Source organism: Serratia sp. G204Y (genome assembly GCF_051172435.1).
Taxonomy (GTDB): domain Bacteria; phylum Pseudomonadota; class Gammaproteobacteria; order Enterobacterales; family Enterobacteriaceae; genus Serratia; species Serratia sarumanii.
Window position 1 is genome coordinate 644,675 of the sequence record NZ_JBPIZA010000001.1, and the last position, 23,792, is coordinate 668,466.

A 23,792-nucleotide genomic window follows, 5' to 3' on the forward strand; every position below is an offset into this window, starting at 1 on the left:
ATTTTTCACACCACCGGCGCCACCGTCAGCAGCAGGTTGGCGAAGCGGCGCTGCTCGCCGGAGGCGATCACCAGCAGCGTCCGATCCGATTTGACCGCGGCGTAAAACGCCTCGCGCGGCAGATGTTCGACCGGGCACTGTGCCGGCAGCAGCTGCCGATATTCGGCTTCGATGGTGTTGGTGAAGTCCGGCGGGCAGGCCATCAGCGCGGCGCTTTCCACGTTGATGCAGGCCAGCAGCTTTTCCAGGATCGGCGGGGCGGCGAGCGTGCCGGGCGCCAGGTTCAGATAGACCACGGTGGCGTCTTTCGGCGCGTGCGTCACGCAGGCGTAGTTGCCGTCGGCGATCAGTACCTGGGTTTTATGCCCGCATTGCGCCAGCGCGGCGAGCAGCGGCGGGTGGGTGATGGAGGATTTAATCATAAGGCGATACCTGAATAGGGGGCGGCAGCCGTGCCGCCCGCGGCTGAATTACATGCGGTAGATGCCGCCGTTGATGTCGAGGGTGGCGCCGGAGATGAAGCCGTCGTACTCTGCCGCCAGGAAGGCGATGGCGCGCGCCACGTCGTCCGGCGTGCCTGCACGGCCCAGCGGGATGGCGCGAACGGTTTCCTCCGCCGATGCCTGGGTGGTGTGGCGATTATGGAAGCGGGTGCCGAGGATCAGGCCGGGCGCCACCGCGTTCACCCGGATGCCGTATTCGCCCAGCTCTGCCGCCAGCGAGCGCGTCCAGGTGAGCACCGCGCCCTTGGTGGCGGAATAGACCAGCGAGCCAGAGTGCCCGCCGGCGCGGCCGGCCTGCGACGCCAGGTTGACGATGCTGGCGCCGTTTGCCGCCTTCAGGAACGGCAGCGCGCTTTGTGTCACGTTCAGCATGGTGGTCATGTTCACGTCGATCACGGTTTGCCAGAAGGCGCGGTCGATCTCGCCCAGCCATTTTCGCCCGACGATGCCGCCGACGTTATTGACCAGAATATCGATGCCGCCGAGAAACTCGGCGCCGGCCGAGACGCAGCGCAGCGTTTCGTCGCTATCGATGAGATCGGCGTAGCCGTAAGCGGCCTTTTGCCCCAATGAATGGGCCAGCGCCACCAGCGCTTTGGGGCCGCTTTCGTCGCTGTGATAGTGAAAATAGATGTCGCAACCGGCCTTGATCAGCCGCTCTGCGGTGGCGCGGCCGATGCCCTGTTCCGCCCCGGTGATAAACACCTTTTTGCCCGCAAGATCGCCCATGATTGACTCCTTATTGGTTCGTTAAGTATTGATGACGCCTTCACGCTGTTTCGCGCAGTAGAAAATGCAGATCAACCCGGTGGCCAGCAGGCACGAGGCCAGGAAAAACAGCCCCGGCGCGCTGCTGCCGGTCAGATCGTTCAGCACGCCCACCGCATAAGGCGCGACGAAGCCGCCGATATTGCCGATGCAGCTGACCACCGCCAGCCCGGCGGCCGCGGCCGCGCCGGTGGAAATATTGGCGGGCATAGATAAAAACGGCGGTACGGCGGTGTAGATGCCGATAGCGGCGATGCACAGGAACGACAGCGCGACGAGCGGATCGTATTTAAAAAACGTCACCGCCCCCATCAGGCCGATAGCAGCGACCACCATGCTGAGGCCGGCGAATACGCCGAGCTTTTTGGTTTTGCTGGCCCACAGGCTCCACGGGTACACCAGCAGCGCGGCCAGGCCGTAGGGAATGAGCGCCAGCAGGCTGACGCGGAAGATATCGCCGCCGGAGAGGGCGGTAATGATCGACGGCAGCCAGGTGCCGAAGCCGTAAATGCCGCACACCATGCCGAAGTTGAGCAGTGCGTAGAGCAGGTATTTCTTGTTCTTCATCCCTTTCAGGAAGTCGCCCAGCGTGATTTTAGAGCCGGATTTGGAGCGGCCGGCGTTGCTCATCAGCCAGGCCTTTTCCTCCACGTTCAGATAACCAACGTCCTTGGGCGAGTTCTTGATGAGGAACGGGATCAGCAGGCCGATGACGATCGGCGGCAACCCTTCGAGGATAAACAGCAGCTGCCAGGGGGCGAACCCGAACCAGTCATGCTGAATATTGAGAATAAAGCCGGAAATCGGCGAGCCGACGGCGTTGGACAGCGGCTGGACGATGATGAACATGCCGAGAATTTTGGTGCGGTATTTTTCCGGGAAGAACACCGTAAAGTAATACACCACCGAGGGAAAGAATCCGGCTTCGCACACGCCCAGCATAAAACGGCAGATATACAGCTCCAGCGGCGTGCGTACAAAGCCGAGCAGGGTCGCGAAGATGCCCCAGGAAATTAATATTCTGGCGAACCAGATGCGCGGGCCGAATTTAATGGTGCCGGCGTTGCTGGGTATTTCAAACAGGAAATAGCCGATAAAGAAAATCCCGGAGGCGAAGCCGAAGGCCGAGGCGGTCAGGCCCAGGTTATCTTCCAGCGCTTTGGCGGCGTAGGCCATGTTATTGCGATCGAGAAACGCCAGGAAATACAATAAAATCATGAGGGGGACAATATGCAGCGTCAATTTCCTGATAGCGCTGCGTTCAATATCCTGCGGCTTGCTTATTTTCATTTTGATATTTCCAATGTGGTTAATCGGAATAATAGAGGCCCGGCTCATTACCCTGAGCTGAACGTTAAATAACGGCACGACGCTGATTCATTGAGGCGCGGGCATCCCTTAAGCCCGACGGCCTGTTCCTTTGTTTTGGCTGACACCGATCCGGACGATGCCGCGGCGCATCGCCTGGGGAAGACGCTGTTATTTCATTTAGCCGGCGGCTTTGACCGAGCGCCGGCTGATGACCGTCGGCGGGAAGAGAAACTCGCCGGGCGGTTGCGCATCATCGTTGATACGGCCGATCAGGCGCTCGACCATCAGCTGCGCCATCTCCGCCAGCGGCGGCCTGACGGACGTCAGTCCCGGTTCGGCCAGGCCGGCCAGCGCGATATTGTCGATGCCGATCACCGAGATGTCTGCGGGCACCTGGACGCCGGCGGCGCGCAGCCCCACCATCAGCCCGATGCCCAGCGCATCGTTAATCGCCACGATGCCGTCCGGGCGCGGCGTCAGCGCGAGCACGCGCGGCGCCAGCGTCAGCCCTAATTCGAACATTTCCGTGTCGCCGTAGGCGCTGTTGGCTTTGCCTTCGATCACCCGTTGGCGTTCGCTCAGGCTGTGCCCCAGCGCACTTAGAAAACCGTCGATCTTGTGGCTGCGCCCGACGGTCAGCGTCGCTTCGGTGGCGAACACAATGTGTCGGCAGCCGCGTTCGAGCAGGTGCTGCGCGGCCAGGCGCCCGGCGGCGATATTGTCCATCGACACGCTGTCGAACAGCCGGGCATCGGTGGCCATCGGCTCGGCGAACGGGCTGTCGTAGCTGACGATCTTCATGCCTCTCTCGGCCGCCCGGACAAAATGGGTCTGGCGAATGTCGCTCGCCGCCACGATGATGCCGCGCACGCCGTGCAGGAACATATCGTCGATAAACGCGGCCTCTTCCTGTTCCTGGCGGTAGGCGTTGCCGAGCAAGACGCGGTAACGGTGAGCCCGCGCCGCACCGTCGACCGCATGCGCCAGCGCTGAAAAGCTCGGGTTGACGATCGACGGCAGCAGCAGACCGATGATCTTCGCCTGCGGCGCGGGTGCCGCCGCCGTTCGGGCCGGCCGGTATCCCAGGGTCGCCATCGCTTGTTCGATGCGCTCACGGGTCTGCGCGCTCATCTGGTGGCTGCGGTTATTCAGCAGGTTCGACACGCTGCTGATGGACACGCCGGCCAACCGCGCGACGTCTCGAATATTTGCCATTTGCCGATACCTTGCTGCCTGCCGTTAGCCTGCAATCTATAAGGGAAGACAGGCGCAGGCAAGCCGCAACCGGGGCGAAACCCGCATGGGATCGCGCATTTGTGAGAGTTGTCAGGCGGCGGCCGAGTTGTTTACTAAACAGTAAGGCGGGGTGGGAGGTTACGCCGGGATCGGGCAAGCGTCCGGCGGTGTCTCGGCGGCCTGCTGGCGGAATTTTCCCGGCGTCAGGCCGAAGTGGCGGGTGAAGGCTTTGTGCAGCGCCACCTCCGACGAATAGCCGACCTGTTCGGCGATACGGCTCAGCGGCAACGCCTGGCGCGCCAGCAGCCGGGCCGCCAGCTGCATGCGGATGGCGGTAAGGGCCTGCAGCGGCGTTTGCTGCGTGACCTGACGAAAGACGCGGGCGAAGTTGGCGCGCGACATATGGGCCTGTTTGCTCAGTTCAACCAGCGTCCAGGGATGTTGCGGGCGGCGCAGCATCTGTTCAACCACGTTGCCCAACTGCGGATGCAGCAACGCGGCGACCAGATTGCCGCTCTGATTTGGCTGGGCCAGCCAGGCGCGGATCGCCAGCGCGAACAGCAGCGCCATGGTCTGGCTGACAATGGCGTTGTGCCCCTGGCCCTGTTGGCTGAACTCATCGCTCAGCAGCTGGCCGGTCGCCTGCAGCAGCGCCAGCCGCCCTTGTTGGCGGCTGTTGAACAGCAAACATTCCGGCAGGCTCGCCAGCAGCGGCGACGCGCTGTGCGGCAAGATTTGCACGCCGCACAGCAGGTGCGTGGCGCTGTCGGCCCTCTCCGGCAGCAGGCGGTGGGCGGAGTTGTGCGGCAAGAACAGCAGGCTGCCTTGCTCCAGCGGTACCGGCCGGCCGCCGGGGATCTCCAGCCGACAGCTGCCCGCTAGCACCATGTGCCAGCGGATCTGACTCCACTCCCCGGCGGCATGCGGCGAGCGCCACTCGCCGCTGAAATGGCAATCGCGCGCCACATAACCGCGCATGTCGTTAAGCATCAACAGTTGGCTGAGCGGATCCATTTTGAGACTCCTGGCTAAGAAGCTGATTGTTTCGGCAATGGGCCGGCGTAATGCGAAGCACTAAGATCGGTTCGATAGTGCAGCGATGCGGAGGGCGCCGCTGCGATGCATGAGTTATCAATGACATGGAGCCGGTAATGAAAATACTATTCTTTCTGAGCAAGGGCGACAAGCTGGGATTAACGCTGATTCGCCTCAGCATCGCCATCGTTTTCTTATGGATTGGCCTGCTCAAATTCATCCCTTACGAAGCGGACAGCATCACGCCGTTCGTCGCCAACAGCCCGCTGATGTCGTTTTTCTATGACATGCCGCAGGACTATCAGGCGCATCTGACGCACGAAGGCGAACTGAACCTCGCCGCCCGCGCCTGGCAGCAGGCCAACAATACCTATGGCTTCTCCAACGGCCTGGGCGTGGTGGAGGTGGCGATCGCGCTGCTGGTGCTGGCCAACCCGTTCTCCAAATGGCTGGGGCTATTGGGCGGCATACTCTCCTTTTGCACGCCGCTGGTGACGCTGACCTTTTTGATCACCACCCCGGAGGCCTGGGTGCCCGCGCTGGGCGATGCGCATCACGGTTTCCCTTATCTCTCCGGCGCCGGGCGCCTGGTGCTGAAGGACACCCTGATGTTGGCGGGCGCGGTGATGATCATGGCGGATTCGGCGCGCAGTTTGCTCGAGAAACAGTGGCGAGGGAAGGTCGCATGAGCGTCATGAACCGGGCCGTGGCCGGCAGCCTGATGATGCTGGCCTGTTCTGCCGTGGCGGAGGGGACGATGGGGCAAGAAATCCGAACGGTAGAGAGCGCCTACGCTTATCAGCAAACGCGTCAGCGCATTATCAGCACGGCCGAGCAGAAGGGCGTGACGCTGTTCGCCGAGTTCGATCACGCGAAAGCGGCGCGTGAGCATCATCTGGCGATGCCGCCCACCACGGTGCTGGTGCTGGGCAACCCGCTGGCGGGCACGCCGCTGATGCTGGCGCGGCCGGCGTTGGCGCTGGATCTGCCGTTCAGGGTGCTGATTGCGCAAGACGAACGGGGCAAAACGCAGGTCAGCTACCACCCGGCGGAAAGTCTGAAGCGGAGCGCCGGGGCCGACGAACGACAGATCGCGGCGCTGAGGCCGCTGGAGCGGCTAGTTGAGGCCGCAATACGCTGATTGACCGGCGATGAACATCACGAGACGAGGCGACACAATGTACGATTATCAGGCGATTATCATCGGTTTTGGCAAGGCCGGCAAAACGCTGGCGGCCTTTCTGGCCGGGCAGGGATGGCGCGTGGCGATGGTGGAGGCGTCGGCGCAGATGTATGGCGGCACCTGCATCAACATCGGCTGCATCCCGACCAAAACGCTGGTGCACGATGCCGAGCTTCACGGGCCGGGCGAACAGGCGTTCAGCCAGGCGATGGCGCGCAAGCGGCAGGTGACCGGCCTGCTGCGGGAGAAAAATTATCAAAACCTGGCGGGGCTTGAACAGGTTACGGTGATCGACGGACGGGCGGAGTTTATCGATCCGCATCGCATCAGCGTGCAGGGCGCGGCGGGAACGCAGGTGCTGAGCGGCGAGCGCATCTTCATCAACACCGGGGCCGTCAGCCGCCGGCCGGCGATCGACGGGTTGGAGCGCTCGCAGCGGAGTTACGACAGCACCGGCCTGCTGCAGTTGACGCAGCGGCCCGCGCGGTTGGGCATTATTGGCGGCGGTTATATCGGGCTGGAGTTCGCTTCGATGTTCGCGCAGTTCGGCAGCGCCGTGACGGTATTCGAAGAGGCGGATGCGTTGCTCGGCCGGGAAGACCGCGATATGGCGCAGGCGATACAGCAAATCCTGAGCGACGCCGGGGTCAGCTTCACGTTTAACGCCGGCGTGAAGCAGGTGCGCGATGTGGAAGGGGGAGTTGAGGTGGTGCATCAGGGCGGCGTGCAGTCGTTCGATGCGCTGCTGGTGGCGGCCGGGCGCGCGCCGAACACCGCAGGTTTGCAGTTGGTGCGCGCTGGCGTTGAGACGGATGAGCGCGGCGCCGTGCGGGTGGACGCGCAGCTGCGCAGTAGCGTGCCGCATATTTGGGCGCTGGGGGACGTCAACGGCGGGCCGCAGTTTACCTATATCTCGCTGGACGATTTCCGCATTGTGCGCGACAGCCTGTTCGGCGCGGGTAAACGCAGCACGGCCGATCGCGGCGCAGTGCCTTACTCGGTGTTCATCACCCCCAGCTTCTCGCGCATCGGCCTCAGCGAAGATCAGGCCCGGCAGCAGGGGCGCGACATTAAGGTCGCCACGCTGCCGGCGGCGGCGATCCCGCGCGCCCGCGTGCTGGGCGACACGCGCGGCCTGCTGAAGGCGGTGGTCGATGCGCAGACCGGCCAGATCCTCGGCGTGGCGCTGCTGTGCCGCGATGCCCACGAGATGATCAACATCGTCAAAACGGCGATGGACGCCGGGCTGCCCTATACCCGGCTGCGCGATCAGCTGTTCACCCATCCGACCATGAGCGAGTCGCTCAACGACCTGTTTGGGCTGATAGGGTAAAGCGGGGCGAGAGGGGCGGCGCAGATGAGTGAGATCTGCGAAGCACCTCTCGTTTATCGCCCTTCGGGGCGGCGGGTTCTGTACTATTGTTTTCTCTTTGCGGCACGTTCCAGGCCGATGGGGCGCTGGGCGCAACGGAGATCACAGATGAACAAACGGGAATTAGAAAGCGCGATTGTCACCGATTTTTCCAAACGCATGAGCTACGGCGACTACCTGTGCCTGGACCAACTGCTGGACTGCCAGCACCCGCTCTCCAACCCGCCGCATCATGATGAAATGCTGTTCGTGATACAGCACCAAACCTCCGAGCTGTGGATGAAGTTGATGCTGCATGAGCTGCAGGCGGCGCTGCGGCTGGTGCAGCAGGACAAACTCAGCCACTGCTTCAAAATCCTGGCGCGCGTCAAACAGATCCAGCGGCTGTTGTTCGAACAGTGGGCGGTGCTGGAAACGCTGACGCCGTCGGAGTACGTCGAGTTTCGCGACGTGCTGGGCAGCTCGTCGGGCTTCCAGTCGCACCAATATCGCTCGATCGAGTTCCTGCTCGGCAACAAGAATGCGGCGATGCTGGCGGTGTTCAGCAGCGACGCGGAAAAACACGCCGCGTTGAAGGCGATCCTCGAAGCGCCAAGCCTGTACGACGAATACTTGCTGTACCTGGCGCGCCACGGCCTGCCGATCCCGCAGGAGTGCCTCGAGCGCGACTGGACGCAGCCCTACCAGCGCAACCCGGATCTGCTGCCGGCGTTCAAAGTGATCTACGACAACCCGCAAACCTACTGGGAAGCTTATGAAATGGCGGAGAAGCTGGTGGATATCGAAGAGAGCTTCCATCTGTGGCGCTTCCGCCATATGAAAACGGTGGAGCGGATCATTGGCTTTAAGTCGGGCACCGGCGGTTCCAGCGGCGTCAGCTTCCTGAAAAAGGCGTTGGATCTGACCTTTTTCCCCGAGCTGCTGGACGTACGTACCGAAATCGGCGCCTGAGACAATGTGGGGGGGAAGGGCGATGAGCGTGAGGATTATCGATAAGGCGGCGGAGAAGGTGGTGGGGGTGAGAGTCGTGGGGCCGTATCCGCAGACGATCCCACAGGGCTCGCAGCAACTGCTGGCATGGCGGCAGCGCCACGGCGTGCCGTTCGGCAAATGGCTGGTGCTGTATTGGGACGATCCGGCGGAAGTGGCGCCGGAAAAGCTGCGCGCCGACGTGGTGATGAGCGTGGCGGACGATTTCGCGCTGCCGGCGGAGAGCGAGGGCGTTACCGTGCAGACGCTGCCCGCCGGGCAGTACGCGGTCTACCACGTGCGCATCAGCGATGGCGACTTCGAGCGGGTGTGGGGCGAGTTCTACCAGAAGCTGTTGCCGGCCAGCGGCTATCAGCCGGTTGAGGGGGTAAGCTATGAGCACTATCTCAACGACTGCGAAGCCGACGGCTATTTCGACCTCGATATTTACCAGACGGTGAAGAAGTGGTGAGGGGGCGTTGATGATAAGGAAGGCTGAAGCGATGAACGGGACAGCTTCAGCCCGTTGTTTTGGCTAAACGTCGGTGACCTTGCCGCCAGCGCATTCACCTCCTTGCCAAAAGGGGTTACAGCGGCAGCCGGTTTTGCCGGCGCCGCCGCCCGAAAGCCGGCGTTAACCGGCTTTCCCGACGTACCACTTGGCTACTCTTTAGGGAACAGCTGATCGACGGCGCTCTGGATCGCCGCCTGATGGCCGCCGCCCGGCGCGGCGGTGCGTGCGGCGCCGCCGGGCTGGTTGAGATCCAGCTGGCCGCCGGTATTGATCTCCCCGTCTTCTTTCACCGTGATATTGAAGCTGGTGCCGGTGATGTTGATTTGGCCGTTCGCCAGCAGCTCGATCACGCTTTCGCCGCACTCCAGCCGCAGCGATTCGCCGGAGCCGAGGGTAAAGGCGTTGACCACGGCGTCGCTGCGCGTTTTGCCGGTCAGCGCCGAGGCCTCGCCTTTGACGCCGCTGGCCTGATTGAGCACCACCCGTTTGATCTGGTTGCCACCCACCAGGTGGGTGTGGTCGTTAGCGATGCTGTGGCTCTCATCGTTTTTGACCTGGGTGTCCATGTTGCGTTCCGCCTGGATCCACACCTGTTCGGCGCCGGCCTTGTCTTCGAAACGCAGGGCGTTGGCGTTGTCGGCGGTGCCATCTTTGGAACGGCTCATAAAGCCCATTTGGGTGGCGGCGGCCGGCAGCGCCCACGGCGGCATGCTGGCTTCGTTATAAACGCGTCCGGTGACGATCGGCCGATCCGGATCGCCGTTGATAAAGTCCACCACCACTTCGTCGTTGACGCGCGGGATCTGCACGCCGCCGTAGCCCTGGCCGGCCCAGGCGCTGGAGACGCGCACCCAGCAGGAGCTGCCGTCGTCCTTCGGCCCGAAGCGGTCCCAGTGGAATTTCACCTTGATGCGGCCGTATTTGTCGGTCCAAATTGATTCGCCGGCCGGGCCGACCACCCGGGCGGTCTGCGGCCCGTGGGTTTTCGGCCAGGTGGCCTGCTGCGGCGGGTGCCAGGGCACGTCCGCCGGCAGCACGGTGAAGTCGATACGGTGTTCGCTGCTCTGATCGTCGCCGCTGGCGTAGCGGTTCTCTTTCAGATGGTAGTTGGCCTGCAGCGTCAGGTACTCGCGGTTGTCGTCGGCGTGCGGGGCGTTATACAGCGTAAAGGTGCTGCCGGGAGCGATGCCCATCGCGGTGGCGGTGCCCCGGATCTGCTGATGCTCGGCCTGCCAGGCTTCCTGGCGCACGCGGGCGTAGAACTCCCCCTGCTGATGCTCGGTGTAGCGGCCCGGCCAGTCGTAGACGTCGATCTGCCCCGGCGTCGGCGAGACCGGGTTTTGCCGCGCCTGGAACAGCCAGGCGTTCGGCTTGCGGAAATCGTAGTCGTCCAGGCTGTAGATGCCCGGCGTGACGCGATCGGACAACGTCCACTGGCTTATGCCTTCCTCGCTGGTGCTGCCGCCGGACGGCGTCAGGTGGTAGGGGATCATCTCGTAGCCGGGATAGGGCTGGTGGTGGTGGGGCGCATCCCCGAGCACCAGCGTGTGTTTGCCCATCTCGTGTTTGAAATAGTAATAGATGCCCTCCAACTCCATCAGGCGGCTGATGAAGTTGAAGCTGCTTTCGTTGTACTGCACGCAGTAGCCCCACAGGCGATAGTCGCCGGTCAGCTGATCTTCCAACTGCACGTTGTGCTCCGCCAGCAGAGTCTTGACGATCTGCGGCACCGTTTGTTCCTGGAAGATGCGGAAGTTGCGATCCTTGGTCATCGGCCACAGATCCGGCTGTACGTGCAGGTTATACACCGCGTAGCGCGTGCCGCCGATCTCTTCGCTGCTGACGGCGATGGCGGTGATCTTGCCATTCAGGTAGCGCGGGGCGCTGAGAAAGCCCTGAGTCGGGATCTCCAGCGTCAGCGGTTGGCCGAGCAGCGCTTTGCGATCGAGCCGCGCGTCGGTGCTCAGCAATTCAATAGAGAAGTCGAAAGGGGTGGAAAGCGCCTCGATACCGTCCAGCGAGCGGAACAGCAGCTGCTCCTGGCCCAGCGGCGTGTGCGCAATAATGCGATCCAACATGAGAACATCCTCTGTGATTGACGTCGTGCCCTGCATACCCCGACGTTGCAGCGGCCTTGCCGCGCGGCCAATGATGGTGGGCAGTGGTGCGTCAGTCTCATGAAAAAGGGAACCCCCGCGGCGGCGGGGGGCAGAACGGGATTAACCGGCGGTGGCCGGATTGACCAGCCAGGTGCCGGCGTTGTCGATGCTGAGTTGCTGCTGGCGGAGCCGATCGTTGTGGCGGATCTCCAGCTGATAACGACCCGGCGCCAGATTCAGGCTGGCGAAGCCGTTTTCGCCCGGCGTCACCTGCTGCGGCTTGCCGTCGAGGCTGACCTGCTCGCCCGGCTGCAGTTTGAAGTACACCAGTGCCACCGGCTGCGGTGGCGGCGCCGCCTTTTGCGGTTCCACCGGCGCAGATGGCGCGATTTGCGGCGCGCTCGGCTGCTCCGTCAGGGTTTTCTGCGCCGGTGACGTCTCGGTGTTTTGCGCTACGGCCGGGGTATCATCCTCGCCGCCGCTCAGCCAGGCGACGGCGCCGATCGCCAGCAGCGCCGCGACGCCGGCGCCGGCCATCATCGGCCGCGAGAATTGGGTGCTGCGCGCGGTAACGGCGCCGGCGGCCGCGGCGGCCGCAGCCGGGTTGGCGGCCACCAGCAGGTTCTCCGGCGCGGCGGCCGGGGTGCTGATGATTTCATTTTCATCGGCGATCGGCAGATGCAACAGCTCGGCCATTTCATCGATGGTCTGCGGGCGGTCTTCCGGTTTCAGCGCCAGCGCGCGGTCGACGGTGCGCAGCAGCTCCGGCGAGTAGCCGGCGGGACGGCGCTCGGCCAGCGGCTGATAGCTGTCTTCGATGCTGCGCACCACGCTGACCGGCGGCGGCGAACCGACGATCAGCGTGTGCAGCACGGCGCCCAGTGCATAAATATCGGTCCAGGGCCCCTGTTCGCCGTCGCTGTTCTCGGTGTACTGCTCGATCGGCGCGAAACCCGGTTTCAGCATGATCTCCGTTTCGTCCGACAGGTTGCCGATCTCTTTGCGCGCCGACCCGAAGTCCAGCAGTACCGGCAGCTGGCTCTCCTGGATTTGGATGTTATCCAGTGAGATGTCGCGGTGCAGGTAGCCTTCCTGATGGATGGTGTTGATGGCGCTGAACAGCGGCGGCAGCAGCCGCCGGATCCACGCCTCGTCGATTTTCTCCGGCTGCTGCGCCTGCAGGTTCTTCAGCGTGGTACCGCTGTAAAACTGGGTGCCCATGTAGGCGGTGCCGTTCTCTTCCCAGAAGCGCAGCACGTGCAGCAGGCCGGGGTGCGAGAAGCGCGCCAGCAGGCGCGCCTCCTGAATAAAGCTGTTCAGCCCGGCCTGGAAGGTTTTGCCGAAGCGCTCGCCGCGCAGCCCGATGCTGAGATCGTCGTTGCGTTTCGCCAGCGAGGTCGGCATGTACTCCTTGATGGCGATGGTGCGTTCCAGTTGGTGATCGTAGGCGCGGTAGACTATACCGAAGCCGCCTTCGCCGATCGCTTCCTGGATCTCGAATTCGTTGAATCGATAGCCGCTCGGCAGGCTGTTCGAATTCGGTTTGGTTATCCCGGTTCCCGACATAGTGATGACTCTCTGTGTTCAAAGGGCCGCCGCCTCGGCGGCCGTGGCGTTATGCCTGAAATTGACAAATGAATTCGTTGTTCTGCAGCGCGATATGCAGCTGGCGATAGCGCTGGTCGTTGGCGCTGCCGGTCAGCAGGGTGTGGCTGATCTGCGGCAGCAGGGTGTTGGTCAGGATGGCGTCGACCATGCGGCCGCCGGACTCCACCTCGGTGCAGCGGCTGACGATCTGCTCGATGACCGCGTCGTCGAAGGTGCAGACGATGTCGTGATTCTCCGCCAGGCGACGCTGGATGCGGCCCAGCTGCAGGCGCACGATGTTGCCCAGCGTAGCGTCGGTCAGCGGGTAATACGGCACCACCAGCAGGCGGCCGAGCAAGGCGGCCGGGAACACCGACAGCAGCGGCTGGCGCAGTGCGCCGCTCAGCGCATCCGGCTCCGGCAGCAGCTCCGGATCGCTGCACAGTCCGGCGATCAGATCGGTGCCGACGTTGGAGGTCAGGATGATGATGGTGTTGCGGAAATCGATATGGCGGCCTTCGCCGTCCTCCATCCAGCCCTTGTCGAACACCTGGAAGAAGATTTCATGCACGTCCGGGTGCGCCTTCTCGATTTCGTCCAGCAGCACCACGCTGTAAGGGCGGCGGCGTACCGCCTCGGTCAGCACGCCGCCTTCGCCGTAGCCGACATAGCCCGGGGGCGCGCCTTTCAGCGTCGAAACGGTGTGCGACTCCTGGAATTCGCTCATGTTGATGGTGATGACGTTCTGCTCGCCGCCGTACAGGGTTTCCGCCAGCGCCAGCGCGGTTTCGGTCTTGCCGACGCCGGACGGCCCGGCCAGCAGGAACACCCCGACCGGCTTGTTCGGATCGTCCAGCCGCGCCCGCGAAGTGCGCACCCGGCGGGCGATCAGATCCAGCGCATGGCGTTGGCCGATCACGCGCTGGTTCAGGGTGTCGGAGAGTTGCAGCACCGCCTCAATCTCGTTTTTCACCATGCGGCCCAGCGGGATGCCGGTCCAGTCGGCCACTACCGCCGCCACGATGTTGGCGTCGACGGCGGCGAAGATCAGCGGCGCTTCGCCCTGCAGCGCGCTCAACTGCTGCTGCAGTTCGCCCAACTGGGCGCGCAGCGCGTCGGCGTCAGGGCCAGCCTGCGTCTCTTCGTCGGCAGGTTCCGCTTCCTGTTGGTGTAGCTGAGCGCGCAGTGTGATGATCTCTTGGATCAGCGCCAGCTCCTGCTGCCAGCGCTCGGTCAGCTGTTCCAATTCCTGGCGCAGCGCGGTCAGCTGGGCTTCAATCTCCTGCGTGCGCAGGGGATCGCCGATGCCGACCTTGGCCTCGCGGCGGGCGATATCCAACTCTATCTGCAGCGCATCGATGCGGTGGCGGCAGTCTTCGACCTGAGCAGGCTCGGCATGTTGGCTGACCGCCACGCGCGCGCAGGCGGTATCCAGCAGCGCCACCGCCTTGTCCGGCAACTGGCGGGCAGGAATATAGCGATGCGAAAGCCGCACCGCGGCGTCCACCGCTTCATCCAGCAGCAGCACGCGGTGGTGTTGCTCCAGCGGGCTGACGGTGCTGCGCAGCATCAGCAGCGCTTTGTCTTCGCTCGGCTCGTGTACCTGGACCACCTGGAAACGGCGGGTGAGCGCCGGATCCTTCTCGATGTATTTCTTGTATTCCGACCAGGTGGTGGCGCCGAGGGTGCGCAGCTGGCCGCGCGCCAGCGCCGGTTTCAGCAGGTTGGCGGCGTCGCCGGTGCCCTGGGCGCCGCCGGCGCCGATCAGGGTGTGAATTTCGTCGATAAACAGGATGATCGGCGTCGGGCTGGACTGCACTTCGTCGATCACCGCCTGCAGCCGTTTTTCAAACTCGCCTTTGACACCGGCGCCGGCCTGCAGCATGCCGATGTCCAGCAGGCACAGTTTCACGTCGCGCAGCTGCGGCGGCACGTCGCCGGCCACGATGCGCAGCGCCAGGCCTTCCACCACCGCGGTTTTCCCGACGCCGGCCTCGCCGGTCAGCAGCGGGTTGTTCTGGCGGCGGCGCATCAGGATATCGATGATTTGCCGGATCTCCTCATCGCGCCCGGCCACCGGATCGATCTCGCCGTTGCGCGCTCTGGCGGTCAGATCCTGGGCATACTGCGCCAGCACGCTTTCACCGCTGCGCGCCGCGCCGGATACGTTCTCGACGCCGCTTTCCGCCGGCGCATCCTGGGCGTTTTCCGCCGAGTGAGCGGTGATGGCGGCGAACTGCTCCATCAACAGATCGGCGTTGATGCGCTCGAACTGCGGGGAAATGGCCTTCAGCAGATGGCGCAGGCTGTAGGTTTTCAGGATGCCGAGCAGCAGGTGGCCGCCGCGGATGCGCGCCGCGCCGAATTTCAATGAGCCATAGACCCAGGCGCGTTCCACCGCGCTGTCGATGTGCTCGGACAGATCGGAAATGGCGCTGGCGCCGCGGGGCAGGCGATCGAGCGCCTCGACGATATCGCGCGCCAGCTGCGCCTCGTCCAGCGCGAAGTGGCGGACGATCTGCTGCAGATCGCCGTCCGGCGATTGCATCAGCTGATGCAGCCAGTGCGCCAGTTCGACGTAGGGGTTACCGCGCAGCTTGCAAAACGCCGTCGCACTTTCCAGAGAGGTGAATAACAGGCTATCCAGTTTGCCAAATAATACCGAGCGGCTGATTTCAGACATGGTTTTCCTCAGGTCTCAGAGTGGCCTGGCGCCGCAGGGCGCCGGCCGAAATAGGGTCAGAACGGATTTTCCAGCGGTTCAGGGCTGAAGATCAGATCGTCGAGATCGCGTTGCCGCCGATCGTCGGCCAGCCAGCTGCTCAGGCCCAGTCGCTGCGCGCCGCCGAGCTGGATGCCGTGCGCCTGTTCCTTCGCCAGGATCAGGCGCACTTCCCAGACGAACTCGATGCCCAGATATTGGCGCACCCAGTCGCGCAGCTGCCGGCACAGGTCGGCGCCGGGCAGGAAGCGGTCATAGTCTTGCTGCGGCATCGGCCCCAGCTCGATGCGGAATTTGTGCTGAATATCGCGCACCGCGATGCCGAGAAAGGCCGACTCGCCGAGCCGCGGCGCACCACGCCCGGCCTTGAGCCGAGCTTGTTCGCGCGGTTCCACCCGCAGCCAGTGCGGCACGTTTTCGACGATGCGCACTGGCACCTTGAAATACTGCTGCAAAATCTTGCTCAGGCCTTCCGGATCGCGGCTGTGGCGAATCAGATGACCGGCCATAAAATGTTTGGCGTGGGCGTTGATGCTGTCGCGTTCCTGCTGCGCCGGCTGGCCGATGCCGATCAGGCTCGACAGGTACTCGTCGAAGCGCCGGTTGTCCGGACGATCCAGCGACACCGTCGGCTGCGCGTCGGCCCAGGCGCGGTAAAACAGCAGCGTCAGCCGGTGATGGAACAGGTTGGTGAACGCCAGCAGGGTGGTGTCCTGGTGGTGGTACACCCGTTCGCGCACGTATTCGGTCAGGTGCAGCGGCAGCGGCCCGTTGGGGCCGAACAGGCCGAAGCTGAAGATCGAGACGTCGTGCAGCGGGCTGTTGGCGCGCGGCGCCACCTGCGCCAGCGTGGAGGGCGCGAACGACAGCGACGGCTCCTGGCCCAGGCGCAGCATCTCGTGGCGCGGCAGCGGCGCGCGCCCCAGCAGGTAAGGCTGGCCGCCCTGGGCGTCGATGCGGCGCAGCAGCTGAAACAGATCGTGCTTGTAAGGCGCGCTGCGCAGCCGCGGCCAGAAGTCGTCCGGCAGGCGATACAGCGCGTTGATCTGCGGCGGCGCCAGTTCGGTGTCAATCATCTCCGCGCTCATATCAGCGTCCTTTTGCCCATGCGCGCCTGCCAGTGGGCGATTTCGCCGCGCTGCTGGCTGGAGAGCGTCATCTCGGTGAAGGTGTTCATCGCCACCAGGCGTGAGAACAGGCGCTCCAGCACGCTGCCGAGCAGATAAGGGCTGTTGCCGGAGAACGCCTGCTCATCGACCGTCAGATCGATGGCGATGCCGCGCGCGAACACGATGGGGCCCGGCTCCGGCACTCGCCGATAAACCGGCCGCAGGTTGCAATGGCGCACGCCCTGGATCTGTTTGGCGATCGCCGGCTCGCTCAGGTTGCCGTACAGCCCCAGCAACTGGCGCAGGCTGGCGGCGCCCTGTTCCGGATCGCCGTCCATCATGCTGAGGTAGTTCAGCTGCAGCTGGCTGATCAGCCGCCAGGTGATCATGCCTTCGGCCAGCGCCGGGCGCGGCGGGGTGGGGCCTTTGCGCAGCGAGACCTGCTTGATCGGGATCGAATCGGGCATCACGAAGTTGCCCTGATCCTGTTGCAGCAACATCAACGGCAGGTCGCGGCTGGTGCACAGCACGTCGGCGGTGAGGTATTTCAGATCGCTGTGCCACGGCGATTGCCGCTCGTCCACCAGCGACACGAACACTTCCGAACCGGCATAGCCGGTGCGGGTGCCGTAGCGGCGGGCGTGCTCCGACAGCGTGCGCTGTTCGCGCCGCAGCGAGAAGTAGGCGCCATAGTTGCCGTCGTCCGCGCTCAGGGTGCTGTAAAACGGCCGAAACTCCTGCTCGTAGCGTTTTTCGCTGGCGCTGCCGCCGAGCCGCTGCACCGAGAACACTTCGTAATCCAGCGGCCGGATATTGTCGACCACCAGATGGTATTCGTGGTTTTTTTCGTTGATCGCGATGCGTTCGGCGACCTTCGGAAACAGGTTGATCACCGGCGTGCAGTGCAGCGCCAAATGGGCGGCGTCGACCACCCGTTCCAGCGCGGCGTCGTGCCGATCCAGCAGCACCACGATTTCGAACTGGCGCAGCGCCTTTTTCCCTTCGCGCACGCTCTGCAGCAGCGGGCGCAGGCCGTTGACGCTGAAGAACTGGAAGCGCGCCGGGAAGGCGAAGTACTCCTGCAGCAGCCGGTAGCCTTCGAAGTTGCGCAGGTCGTTGGGCAGCAGCGCCTGTTCGGCGGCGAAGCCCTCCTGCCGCAGCCCGTCCAGCGCCAGCGCCCGCCGCTGCGGCTGCGGCTCCACCGTTTGGCAGACAAGCCCGACGCTGTGCTGCATCAGCAGTTCCAGCAGCTGCTGCGCCTGCATGTCCGGCCCGGCCAGGTAAAACATCAGCTGATCCAGCTGCAGGTTGTTGAGCGTCACGCTTTCGTAGCACTCGAGACGAATGCGTAGCGCGCTGACGCAGCCGCTGTGCTGCAGCCCCAGCGAGGCCAGCGGAATATCGGCCGGAATGCCGCCCAGCTCGACGGCGGCGATGCGCACCGGCTGCAGCGTGACGTCATGGGCGGTGGCGTAGCTGCAGGTGATGCCGCTTTTCTTCAGCGTCTGGCTGTCCATCATGGTGCCGCGCGGCACCACGAAGCCGTTGCTGATGTCACCTTTGCTGCTGTCCGGCTGCAGTTCGGCGATCGCCATCGACGGCGTCGGCGACAGGTAGTTGGGGTAGATGATCTCCAGCAAGCGCTGAGAAAAGCGCGGAAACTCGGCGTCCATTTTCAGCTGCACGCGCGAGGTGAGGAAGGCGAAGCCCTCCATCAGGCGCTCGATATAAGGATCCGCCACGTCGATGCCGCGCATGCCGAGACGGCCCGCGACCTTCGGGTACTGTTCGGCGAACTCGGCGCCCATCTCGCGCAGATAGGCCAGCTCGCGGTTGTAATAGTCTAAAAGTTTACTGTCCATCGCCTTACCCTATGTCTTTCAGATCGAAGTGGCCGTTTTCCAGATCCACGTCGGTACGGAACAGAAACTCCAGCGGATAGGGCACGCACCACAGGCGGCCCTTGATTTCGATCGACAACACGTTGTGCAGCTCCAGCGAGCCGGTGTCCGAGATGCAGCGCACTTGCAACCCTTCGGGCAAAATGCGCGGCTCGAAATGGAGAATGGACTCGGTCAGCGCGCGCTGAATGTCGAGCCATTCGATGTCCGACATGCGCTTGCCCGCCAGTGAGGCGATGCCGTAATTCAGGGTGGAGCGCCGCACCTGCGGAAAATCGCCGAGATCCAGATTGGATTCGCTGTTGACGCAGTTGAACAGCCACTGCAGATCGCGCAGCACCCGGCGGCGCAGTTCGCTGTGCGACACCAGGTTGCGCACCTGCGCCTCCTGTTTTTTCTGCGGCTCGTCGTCGGTCAGCATGTCGAGCAGCACCGGCTGCATTTTGTCGCGCGACGTCAGGCGTTCGCTGTCCTGACGATAGCGATAGCCCTGGCGGTGCAGATCGCCGCCGTCGTAGTGGGGTGGGCGCTTATCGTTCATGTTCAGGCGCTCGCGTCGAAGCTCAGCTGCCGCAGGCTGTGCAGCGGGAATTCGTCGCTTTCGCTGAGCCAGGTCTTCAAGCCCAGCCCCGCATAGTGGGTGCCGTCGCCCAGCGGTTGCCATTCGGTGCGTTTGCCCAGCAGCAGCGCGTCGTCGCTGTCTTCGGCCAGCGGGTAGCGGGCGGGCAGTTGGCACACCTGTTCGCGGCCGTCGGTCAGGCGCACCAGCGCATGGCTCCACACCAGATCGATGGCGCTCTGCGGCGCCTGGAACTGGATCGCGGCGATGTCGGCGAACGGCAGCCAGTAGTAAACGCCGTTCAGCGCCAGCTCGCATACCGGGCCGAGGCGGCCGTCACCGTCGGTCAGCCAGTCGAAACGCAGTTGCCGTTCTTGGTCGCCTTCGGCCAGCGTTAACCGCCCGGCGCCGGCCGGGGCGGCCTCCAGCGCTTCATCGCGCAACGCCTGGGCCTGTTCGGCCGCCCCTTGCGCATCCTGATGCAGCGCCTGCACCATCAGTTTCAGCCAGGGCTGATCCTGCCGCAGCAGCGCCGGCGCGGCCGTGCCGGCAAACACCGCCTGGCGTTGCAGCTCGGCGTTGACCGACTGCATCAGCAGCAGCGTGGTCGGTTGAGCGATCGGTTTCAACGCCTGCCAGGATTTCAGCTGCGCGTTGGCGCGCGTCCAGTTGCCGCTCAGGCACAGCAGTTGCACCAGCGCGGCGCGCAGGTCGGCATCCGCCGGTTTCGCCTTGATATCGTTTTCGACGGCGGTGATGGCCGCGCCGATCGACTGACCTTGCAGCATGCTTGCTAATGATTTCACAGGCTTTCCTTATAATCAGTGAGTGGCGCCGTTAACCGACAGGTAGCTGCCGCTAGCGGGATCGACCCGGTCTGCGGCCAGCTTTTCCACCAGCTTGAAGGTCAGCGGAGCGGGGGCGCTCAGCAGCGGTTGCCAGGCGGTTTGCGCCTGCTGCAGGCGCTGTTTGATCTTGTTCTCGTCTGCGGCGTCGACGCGCGGCATTTCAACGATCGCTTCGCCGTTGAACGCCCACGCGTGCAGCTTCGGTTCGAAGCTCAGCAGCAGGAAGCTGCCCGGTGCCTGCGGGTTGCCGCCCAGAACCAGCCGCTGGGCGTTGGCGCTGACGACGGTCAGCGCGCGATCGCCGCCGTTGATCTGCGCCAGCGGATAGCCTTGCAGGAACCACAGCGTCGGCGAGAGGGTTTGGCCGCCCTGTTGCAGCGTGACCGCGCCGCTGCCCTGCAGCCAGCCGTCCTCGCCGCAGCGCAGCGCGTCGCCGGCGGGAATGAACAGCGCGCCGCCGTTGGCTTCGTCACGCCAGAAGGTGCGGAAGTGGCAGCCCTGCGGCAGGCTGAAACGCTGAGCCGGCGCGGTGTCCGCTTGCGGAGAGGTCACGGCTACTGCCGCAGGGATCGCCGGCTGCGGCGGGGTCTGCGGCTGCTCGACGGCCTCCTGTTTGACCACCGGTTTCCAGCCGCGCGCTTTGGCGGCCTCGCCGCTGGCCAGCTTCTCACCGCGCTTGTCGGTCAGCGTCCAGGGCAGGTGGCCGGTTTTCGGGCACTGCTTTTCCAGCAGATTGCCGACGCGCGGCAGGAAGTCGTTCAGCACCGCCGGATCCTGGCTTTGCGCCGAGACGATGCGCAGCGGGATGCTTTTGCCGCACCAGCTTGCCGGATTGCTGTTTTTGACGTCATCGATAAACACTTCCAGCTTCTGGCTGGGGGAGTAAACCAGGCGATAGTTCATCGCCTGCGCGGTCGGCACCGCCATCAGGGCGACGAGCCCCGGCATCCAATATTTCATAGTGAACCTTGCTGTGAATGTGCGCTGCTCAGTCGCGGCTCAGAAACCGCTCCGCATCCGCCAGCGAATGCAGCAGGGTGGTTTCCTGCGGTGAGCCAATCCAGACGGCGATAGCGCTGTAGTTATCGCTGTTATTGTTTTTCTTCCATGCCTGCTGCATCAGGGCGATCCACTCGCTGGGGGAGTTGACCATGTGCAGCGACTGTTCCAGTTCGGCCTGGCTGAAGCTGTGCCAGAAGCCGTCGGTGCACAGCAGGAAAACGTCGCCGTCTTCCAGCTGCAGCACGTCGCTGTAGGTGGCGTCGCGCTCTTCATTGAGCCCCAGCGCGAAATACAGCAGGTTGCTGTTGATGCCGTTGGTCTGATAACCGGCGTCCTGCATCTGTTGGATCAGGCTGTGGTCGGTGGTAACGGCATGCAGGTAGCCGCGGCGGAACAGATACAGGCGACTGTCGCCGGCGTGCGCCCAGTAGGCCAGCTGATAATCGCGATCGATAAACAGGCTGACCAGCGTGGTGCCCATCTTGCTGTATTCGTCCGACTGCCGCTGCTGCTGGTGGATGGCGGCGTTGGCGCGCGTGATGTGCTGGCGAATGCTCTGGGCGTTCAGGTGCTTTTCGCCGTCGAAGTTTTGCAAAATGGTGTCGCGCGCCAGTTTGGCGGCGATATCGCCGCCCGGAAAGCCGGCGATGCCGTCGCACACCACGAAGCAGGCGGCGCGGTTGCCGAGCACCTCGCCGGTCTGATCCTGGTTGGAGGCGCGGCCGCCCTGGTTGGAGGTAGAGGCTATGGTGATATTCATTACGCGTCCGGTTTGGTCTGTGAGTCTTTGTATTGATTCACTTCAACGTCATAGGCGTGCAGGAAGGCTTCGCCGAACAGGGTGTGGAAATCGTCCTCGATCTCGCCGGAGGTTTGCTGATAGTTCTTCACGAAGTAGTCCCACAGCGCAGCCTTGCGGTTGGCGGGCAGCGACAGACGCGGCGCCACGCCTTCCTTGCGCGCTTCCTCTTCGAGACGCTCCGGGTTGAACGACTGCAGCATGGCGGCGATGATGGCGCGAATACCGGCGATCATCCCCAGCTGGTGCGCCTGCAGGTCGATCAGCGCGTCGCGCACCGCCTGTTCCGGCGGCATAAAGCCCGGCATCTGGCTGCCGAACATCTGCATCAGCACCGTTTTGCCCGAAGGCAGCAGCTTGAACGGGTTGTTGGCCTCGTCGAGGATCATGGTCATCTCGGCCTTCACGCCGCGCTTGAGGATCGAGCGGGATGAGAGCAGGGCGACGGTGCCTTGCGAGAACAGGCTCAGCAGGCGACCAGCCTGGCGGATCTGTTGTTCGTCGAAGTGCGGCTGTGGCTGCAGATCGTCGAGGCCGATGCCTTGCAACAGCGCCGCCAGCAACGGCCCTTCCAATGTGTCGCCATTCGGCGCGGCGGCATGTTGCCGCTGGGCGGACTGGTAGGCGACCGGATCGATGCCCAGGCGGTTGCCCTGGCGCGGGCGCGGCGGCTGCACGGGTGGTTCCTGCTGGCTGAACTGCGGCGCGGGTTGGGGCTGCGGCTCGGGGATTTGCACGGGCGGTGGCGTCGGCTGTGGGCGCGGCGCTTGCGGTTGTGCGGCGATCGGCGGCGCGGGCGGCTGTACCGGTTCCTCCGGCTGGGCCAGCGGCACGGCGCCGCCCATCAGCAGCCCCAGCGGATCGTTGCTGTTCAACGCTTCTGGCGAAGCGGGTGCGGATGAACCGCCAAACAGCGCCAGCGGATCCAGCTCTTGCTCCGGTTGCTGCGTTTTTTGGGTGGGAGCCGCCGGGCGCGGCGGCGCAGCCTGCTCCGCCAGCAGCGCGCTGGGGGTGGTATCGGCCAGGATGTGTTCGCGCTCAAAGGTGGTGTCGGTGTTGAACAGCGCCGCCGGATCGGTTTGCTGCTGCTGCAGCTGGCGCAGATCGACATCGCCCGCCAGCTGAGCCAGCGGATCGGCCGGGTTCAGCTCGCGAGCGGGAGTGTCCAGCAGCGGGTGGTTGCCTGGATTGGCGACCGGCGGCGGTGTGGCTGTGGCGGCGGCCGGCGCATTCGGCGTGAATTCTTCCACCAGGCTGTCCCAGATTTCGTTGGGGATTGGCGCGGCGGATTTTTCTTTGGCGGCGGCTGCAGGGGCCGCAGCAGCGGCAACGGCGGCGGCCTTGGCCACCGGTTGAGCCTGTGGCGCGGCGTGCTGTTGCAGCGCGCTGACTTCAATCTGGTAATCGTCGATGCCGAGCACGTCGCCGTCCTGCAGTTCAACCTGGCGGCCACGTTCCAGCGGAATGTCGTTCAGCAGCACGCGGGTAACGTTGCCGCGGTTAGTGATGCGGCATTCGCCGTCAGCGGAAATATGCACGATCGCCTGCAGACGGGAAATGGCGCGCTCTTCGTCCGGCAGCACCAGGTTGTTGTCCACGCTGCGGCCGATGGTGCCGCCCGGCGGCAGAAAATCGCAACTGCTCTGCGGCGGAACCTGGCCGCTTTTATTTTTTACAATGGAAAATCGCATAAGGCATTCCTGCTGATTAGGAGGTAGTGCAATAATTAATGATTCGATCTGTGGCTTGCCAAAATTGGCGGGTATTTTGGCAAGCCGTTAAGTTGTTTCTTAACTCGTTCACTAAGGCTTGTTGTGGTCTTAATTTTACGAAATGCTTTTGTTATTAATTGAAGGCTTGTTGATTAGAGAATTGAAATTAGATTTCTTGATTATCCCAAGGTAACTACCCTCTTATAACTAATTTACTGATTAGAGTAGCGAGAAAAGATGACGTTAGCTTCACTGGCGCTCTGCAGTGAAAGACAATCTAAAGTATGGTAAGTCCCTTGAACTGAGCCTTGGCTATTTTTATTTGCGTACTGTTCAGCCAGTTTTTCACCTTGTTCAAATGCATCCATCGGCAGTTTACTCAATTCTAAATAGGCGGAAGCGGAACGGAAGGCGTCTTGTTTGGTTCTTTCTGAGTCAGTGGATTTCCCAATGCAGCGGCTGGTTAACCAATTTTTATATAGTGCCTCTTGCGATAAAGCATTAAGCGAGTTTTCAGCAAGGACTACATGGCTTCCGAGCAGCAGAGACATTAAAAAGTACGT

At 63.4% G+C, this 23,792-nt stretch carries 21 protein-coding genes; 5 read left to right on the forward strand and 16 right to left on the reverse strand.

Annotated features, from left to right (window positions below):
* Positions 1-5: 5 nt before the first annotated feature.
* The 5 genes from ACSBQQ_RS03180 to ACSBQQ_RS03200 form a co-directional block, all read right to left on the reverse strand.
* A complete protein-coding gene (locus tag ACSBQQ_RS03180) occupies positions 6-422 on the reverse strand; it encodes an RbsD/FucU domain-containing protein (protein ID WP_060427877.1) in 417 nt (138 codons plus the stop codon).
* 48 nt (positions 423-470) lie between these two features.
* Positions 471-1,232, reverse strand: a complete 762-nt coding sequence (locus ACSBQQ_RS03185; RefSeq protein ID WP_060427879.1) for an SDR family NAD(P)-dependent oxidoreductase — start codon at positions 1,230-1,232, stop codon at positions 471-473.
* A gap of 21 nt (positions 1,233-1,253) precedes the next feature.
* Complete coding sequence (locus ACSBQQ_RS03190) at positions 1,254-2,489, reverse strand: MFS transporter (protein WP_170929829.1); 1,236 nt, start codon at positions 2,487-2,489, stop codon at positions 1,254-1,256.
* A gap of 270 nt (positions 2,490-2,759) precedes the next feature.
* The gene (locus ACSBQQ_RS03195) at positions 2,760-3,797 is read right to left on the reverse strand and encodes a LacI family DNA-binding transcriptional regulator (protein ID WP_047571525.1); all 1,038 of its coding nucleotides are present in this window, start codon (positions 3,795-3,797) and stop codon (positions 2,760-2,762) included.
* Between the two features lie 159 nt (positions 3,798-3,956).
* Positions 3,957-4,832, reverse strand: a complete 876-nt coding sequence (locus ACSBQQ_RS03200) for a cupin domain-containing protein (RefSeq protein WP_060427881.1) — start codon at positions 4,830-4,832, stop codon at positions 3,957-3,959.
* Between the two features lie 137 nt (positions 4,833-4,969).
* Between ACSBQQ_RS03200 and rclC the strand changes: the two genes are divergently transcribed.
* The 5 genes from rclC (at position 4,970) to sbmC (ending at position 8,849) form a co-directional block, all read left to right on the forward strand.
* Positions 4,970-5,542 (forward strand): reactive chlorine resistance membrane protein RclC, encoded by a 573-nt coding sequence (rclC, locus tag ACSBQQ_RS03205; protein ID WP_086556934.1) that lies wholly within the window; start codon positions 4,970-4,972, stop codon positions 5,540-5,542.
* A gap of 35 nt (positions 5,543-5,577) precedes the next feature.
* Positions 5,578-5,994, forward strand: a complete 417-nt coding sequence (locus ACSBQQ_RS03210) for a DUF302 domain-containing protein (protein ID WP_053091697.1) — start codon at positions 5,578-5,580, stop codon at positions 5,992-5,994.
* A gap of 37 nt (positions 5,995-6,031) precedes the next feature.
* A complete protein-coding gene (gene rclA / locus ACSBQQ_RS03215; protein WP_060427883.1) occupies positions 6,032-7,369 on the forward strand; it encodes a reactive chlorine resistance oxidoreductase RclA in 1,338 nt (445 codons plus the stop codon).
* Between the two features lie 147 nt (positions 7,370-7,516).
* On the forward strand, positions 7,517-8,359 hold the full coding sequence (gene kynA, locus ACSBQQ_RS03220; RefSeq protein WP_033635042.1) for a tryptophan 2,3-dioxygenase: 843 nt from the start codon (positions 7,517-7,519) through the stop codon (positions 8,357-8,359).
* 22 nt (positions 8,360-8,381) lie between these two features.
* Positions 8,382-8,849 (forward strand): DNA gyrase inhibitor SbmC, encoded by a 468-nt coding sequence (sbmC, locus tag ACSBQQ_RS03225; protein ID WP_033647817.1) that lies wholly within the window; start codon positions 8,382-8,384, stop codon positions 8,847-8,849.
* Between the two features lie 191 nt (positions 8,850-9,040).
* On the opposite strand, the gene ACSBQQ_RS03230 is transcribed toward sbmC, so the two are convergent.
* From ACSBQQ_RS03230 to ACSBQQ_RS03280, 11 genes are all read right to left on the reverse strand, one after another.
* Positions 9,041-10,969, reverse strand: a complete 1,929-nt coding sequence (locus tag ACSBQQ_RS03230) for a type VI secretion system Vgr family protein (RefSeq protein WP_033653607.1) — start codon at positions 10,967-10,969, stop codon at positions 9,041-9,043.
* Positions 10,970-11,110: 141 nt separating this feature from the next.
* Entirely contained in the window at positions 11,111-12,556 is a 1,446-nt protein-coding gene (locus ACSBQQ_RS03235) for a serine/threonine protein kinase (protein ID WP_060427885.1), read from the reverse strand.
* A 49-nt stretch (positions 12,557-12,605) separates the two neighbouring features.
* Positions 12,606-15,260 (reverse strand): type VI secretion system ATPase TssH, encoded by a 2,655-nt coding sequence (gene tssH / locus ACSBQQ_RS03240; RefSeq protein WP_049211933.1) that lies wholly within the window; start codon positions 15,258-15,260, stop codon positions 12,606-12,608.
* A gap of 56 nt (positions 15,261-15,316) precedes the next feature.
* Complete coding sequence (gene tssG / locus ACSBQQ_RS03245; RefSeq protein ID WP_049211932.1) at positions 15,317-16,387, reverse strand: type VI secretion system baseplate subunit TssG; 1,071 nt, start codon at positions 16,385-16,387, stop codon at positions 15,317-15,319.
* On the reverse strand, positions 16,384-18,270 hold the full coding sequence (tssF, locus tag ACSBQQ_RS03250; protein ID WP_049211930.1) for a type VI secretion system baseplate subunit TssF: 1,887 nt from the start codon (positions 18,268-18,270) through the stop codon (positions 16,384-16,386). The genes tssG and tssF overlap by 4 nt, the downstream gene beginning before the upstream one ends.
* A gap of 4 nt (positions 18,271-18,274) precedes the next feature.
* Positions 18,275-18,850 (reverse strand): type VI secretion system baseplate subunit TssE, encoded by a 576-nt coding sequence (locus tag ACSBQQ_RS03255; protein ID WP_047571529.1) that lies wholly within the window; start codon positions 18,848-18,850, stop codon positions 18,275-18,277.
* 2 nt (positions 18,851-18,852) lie between these two features.
* Positions 18,853-19,674, reverse strand: a complete 822-nt coding sequence (locus tag ACSBQQ_RS03260) for a type VI secretion system accessory protein TagJ (RefSeq protein ID WP_265093611.1) — start codon at positions 19,672-19,674, stop codon at positions 18,853-18,855.
* 15 nt (positions 19,675-19,689) lie between these two features.
* Complete coding sequence (locus tag ACSBQQ_RS03265) at positions 19,690-20,676, reverse strand: hypothetical protein (RefSeq protein ID WP_039565453.1); 987 nt, start codon at positions 20,674-20,676, stop codon at positions 19,690-19,692.
* Between the two features lie 28 nt (positions 20,677-20,704).
* Positions 20,705-21,478 (reverse strand): PP2C family protein-serine/threonine phosphatase, encoded by a 774-nt coding sequence (locus ACSBQQ_RS03270; protein ID WP_015378289.1) that lies wholly within the window; start codon positions 21,476-21,478, stop codon positions 20,705-20,707.
* On the reverse strand, positions 21,478-23,208 hold the full coding sequence (tagH, locus tag ACSBQQ_RS03275) for a type VI secretion system-associated FHA domain protein TagH (RefSeq protein ID WP_039565456.1): 1,731 nt from the start codon (positions 23,206-23,208) through the stop codon (positions 21,478-21,480). The genes ACSBQQ_RS03270 and tagH overlap by 1 nt, the downstream gene beginning before the upstream one ends.
* 233 nt (positions 23,209-23,441) lie before the next feature.
* Entirely contained in the window at positions 23,442-23,780 is a 339-nt protein-coding gene (locus ACSBQQ_RS03280; RefSeq protein ID WP_223181965.1) for a T6SS amidase immunity protein Tai4 family protein, read from the reverse strand.
* Positions 23,781-23,792: the final 12 nt, after the last annotated feature.

Bases quoted from the DNA above. Each gene is read 5' to 3' on its own strand.
- ACSBQQ_RS03180 (WP_060427877.1), bottom strand. From the start codon at position 422: ATGATTAAATCCTCCATCACCCACCCGCCGCTGCTCGCCGCGCTGGCG.
- ACSBQQ_RS03185 (WP_060427879.1), bottom strand. From the start codon at position 1,232: ATGGGCGATCTTGCGGGCAAAAAGGTGTTTATCACCGGGGCGGAACAG.
- tagH (WP_039565456.1), bottom strand. From the start codon at position 23,208: ATGCGATTTTCCATTGTAAAAAATAAAAGCGGCCAGGTTCCGCCGCAG.
- ACSBQQ_RS03280 (WP_223181965.1), bottom strand. From the start codon at position 23,780: ATGTCTCTGCTGCTCGGAAGCCATGTAGTCCTTGCTGAAAACTCGCTT.
- ACSBQQ_RS03235 (WP_060427885.1), bottom strand. From the start codon at position 12,556: ATGTCGGGAACCGGGATAACCAAACCGAATTCGAACAGCCTGCCGAGC.
- sbmC (WP_033647817.1), top strand. From the start codon at position 8,382: ATGAGCGTGAGGATTATCGATAAGGCGGCGGAGAAGGTGGTGGGGGTG.
- ACSBQQ_RS03255 (WP_047571529.1), bottom strand. From the start codon at position 18,850: ATGAACGATAAGCGCCCACCCCACTACGACGGCGGCGATCTGCACCGC.
- rclC (WP_086556934.1), top strand. From the start codon at position 4,970: ATGAAAATACTATTCTTTCTGAGCAAGGGCGACAAGCTGGGATTAACG.
- tssF (WP_049211930.1), bottom strand. From the start codon at position 18,270: ATGGACAGTAAACTTTTAGACTATTACAACCGCGAGCTGGCCTATCTG.
- ACSBQQ_RS03230 (WP_033653607.1), bottom strand. From the start codon at position 10,969: ATGTTGGATCGCATTATTGCGCACACGCCGCTGGGCCAGGAGCAGCTG.
- rclA (WP_060427883.1), top strand. From the start codon at position 6,032: ATGTACGATTATCAGGCGATTATCATCGGTTTTGGCAAGGCCGGCAAA.
- ACSBQQ_RS03265 (WP_039565453.1), bottom strand. From the start codon at position 20,676: ATGAAATATTGGATGCCGGGGCTCGTCGCCCTGATGGCGGTGCCGACC.
- tssG (WP_049211932.1), bottom strand. From the start codon at position 16,387: ATGAGCGCGGAGATGATTGACACCGAACTGGCGCCGCCGCAGATCAAC.
- ACSBQQ_RS03270 (WP_015378289.1), bottom strand. From the start codon at position 21,478: ATGAATATCACCATAGCCTCTACCTCCAACCAGGGCGGCCGCGCCTCC.
- ACSBQQ_RS03195 (WP_047571525.1), bottom strand. From the start codon at position 3,797: ATGGCAAATATTCGAGACGTCGCGCGGTTGGCCGGCGTGTCCATCAGC.
- ACSBQQ_RS03190 (WP_170929829.1), bottom strand. From the start codon at position 2,489: ATGATTTTATTGTATTTCCTGGCGTTTCTCGATCGCAATAACATGGCC.
- ACSBQQ_RS03200 (WP_060427881.1), bottom strand. From the start codon at position 4,832: ATGGATCCGCTCAGCCAACTGTTGATGCTTAACGACATGCGCGGTTAT.
- kynA (WP_033635042.1), top strand. From the start codon at position 7,517: ATGAACAAACGGGAATTAGAAAGCGCGATTGTCACCGATTTTTCCAAA.
- tssH (WP_049211933.1), bottom strand. From the start codon at position 15,260: ATGTCTGAAATCAGCCGCTCGGTATTATTTGGCAAACTGGATAGCCTG.
- ACSBQQ_RS03210 (WP_053091697.1), top strand. From the start codon at position 5,578: ATGCTGGCCTGTTCTGCCGTGGCGGAGGGGACGATGGGGCAAGAAATC.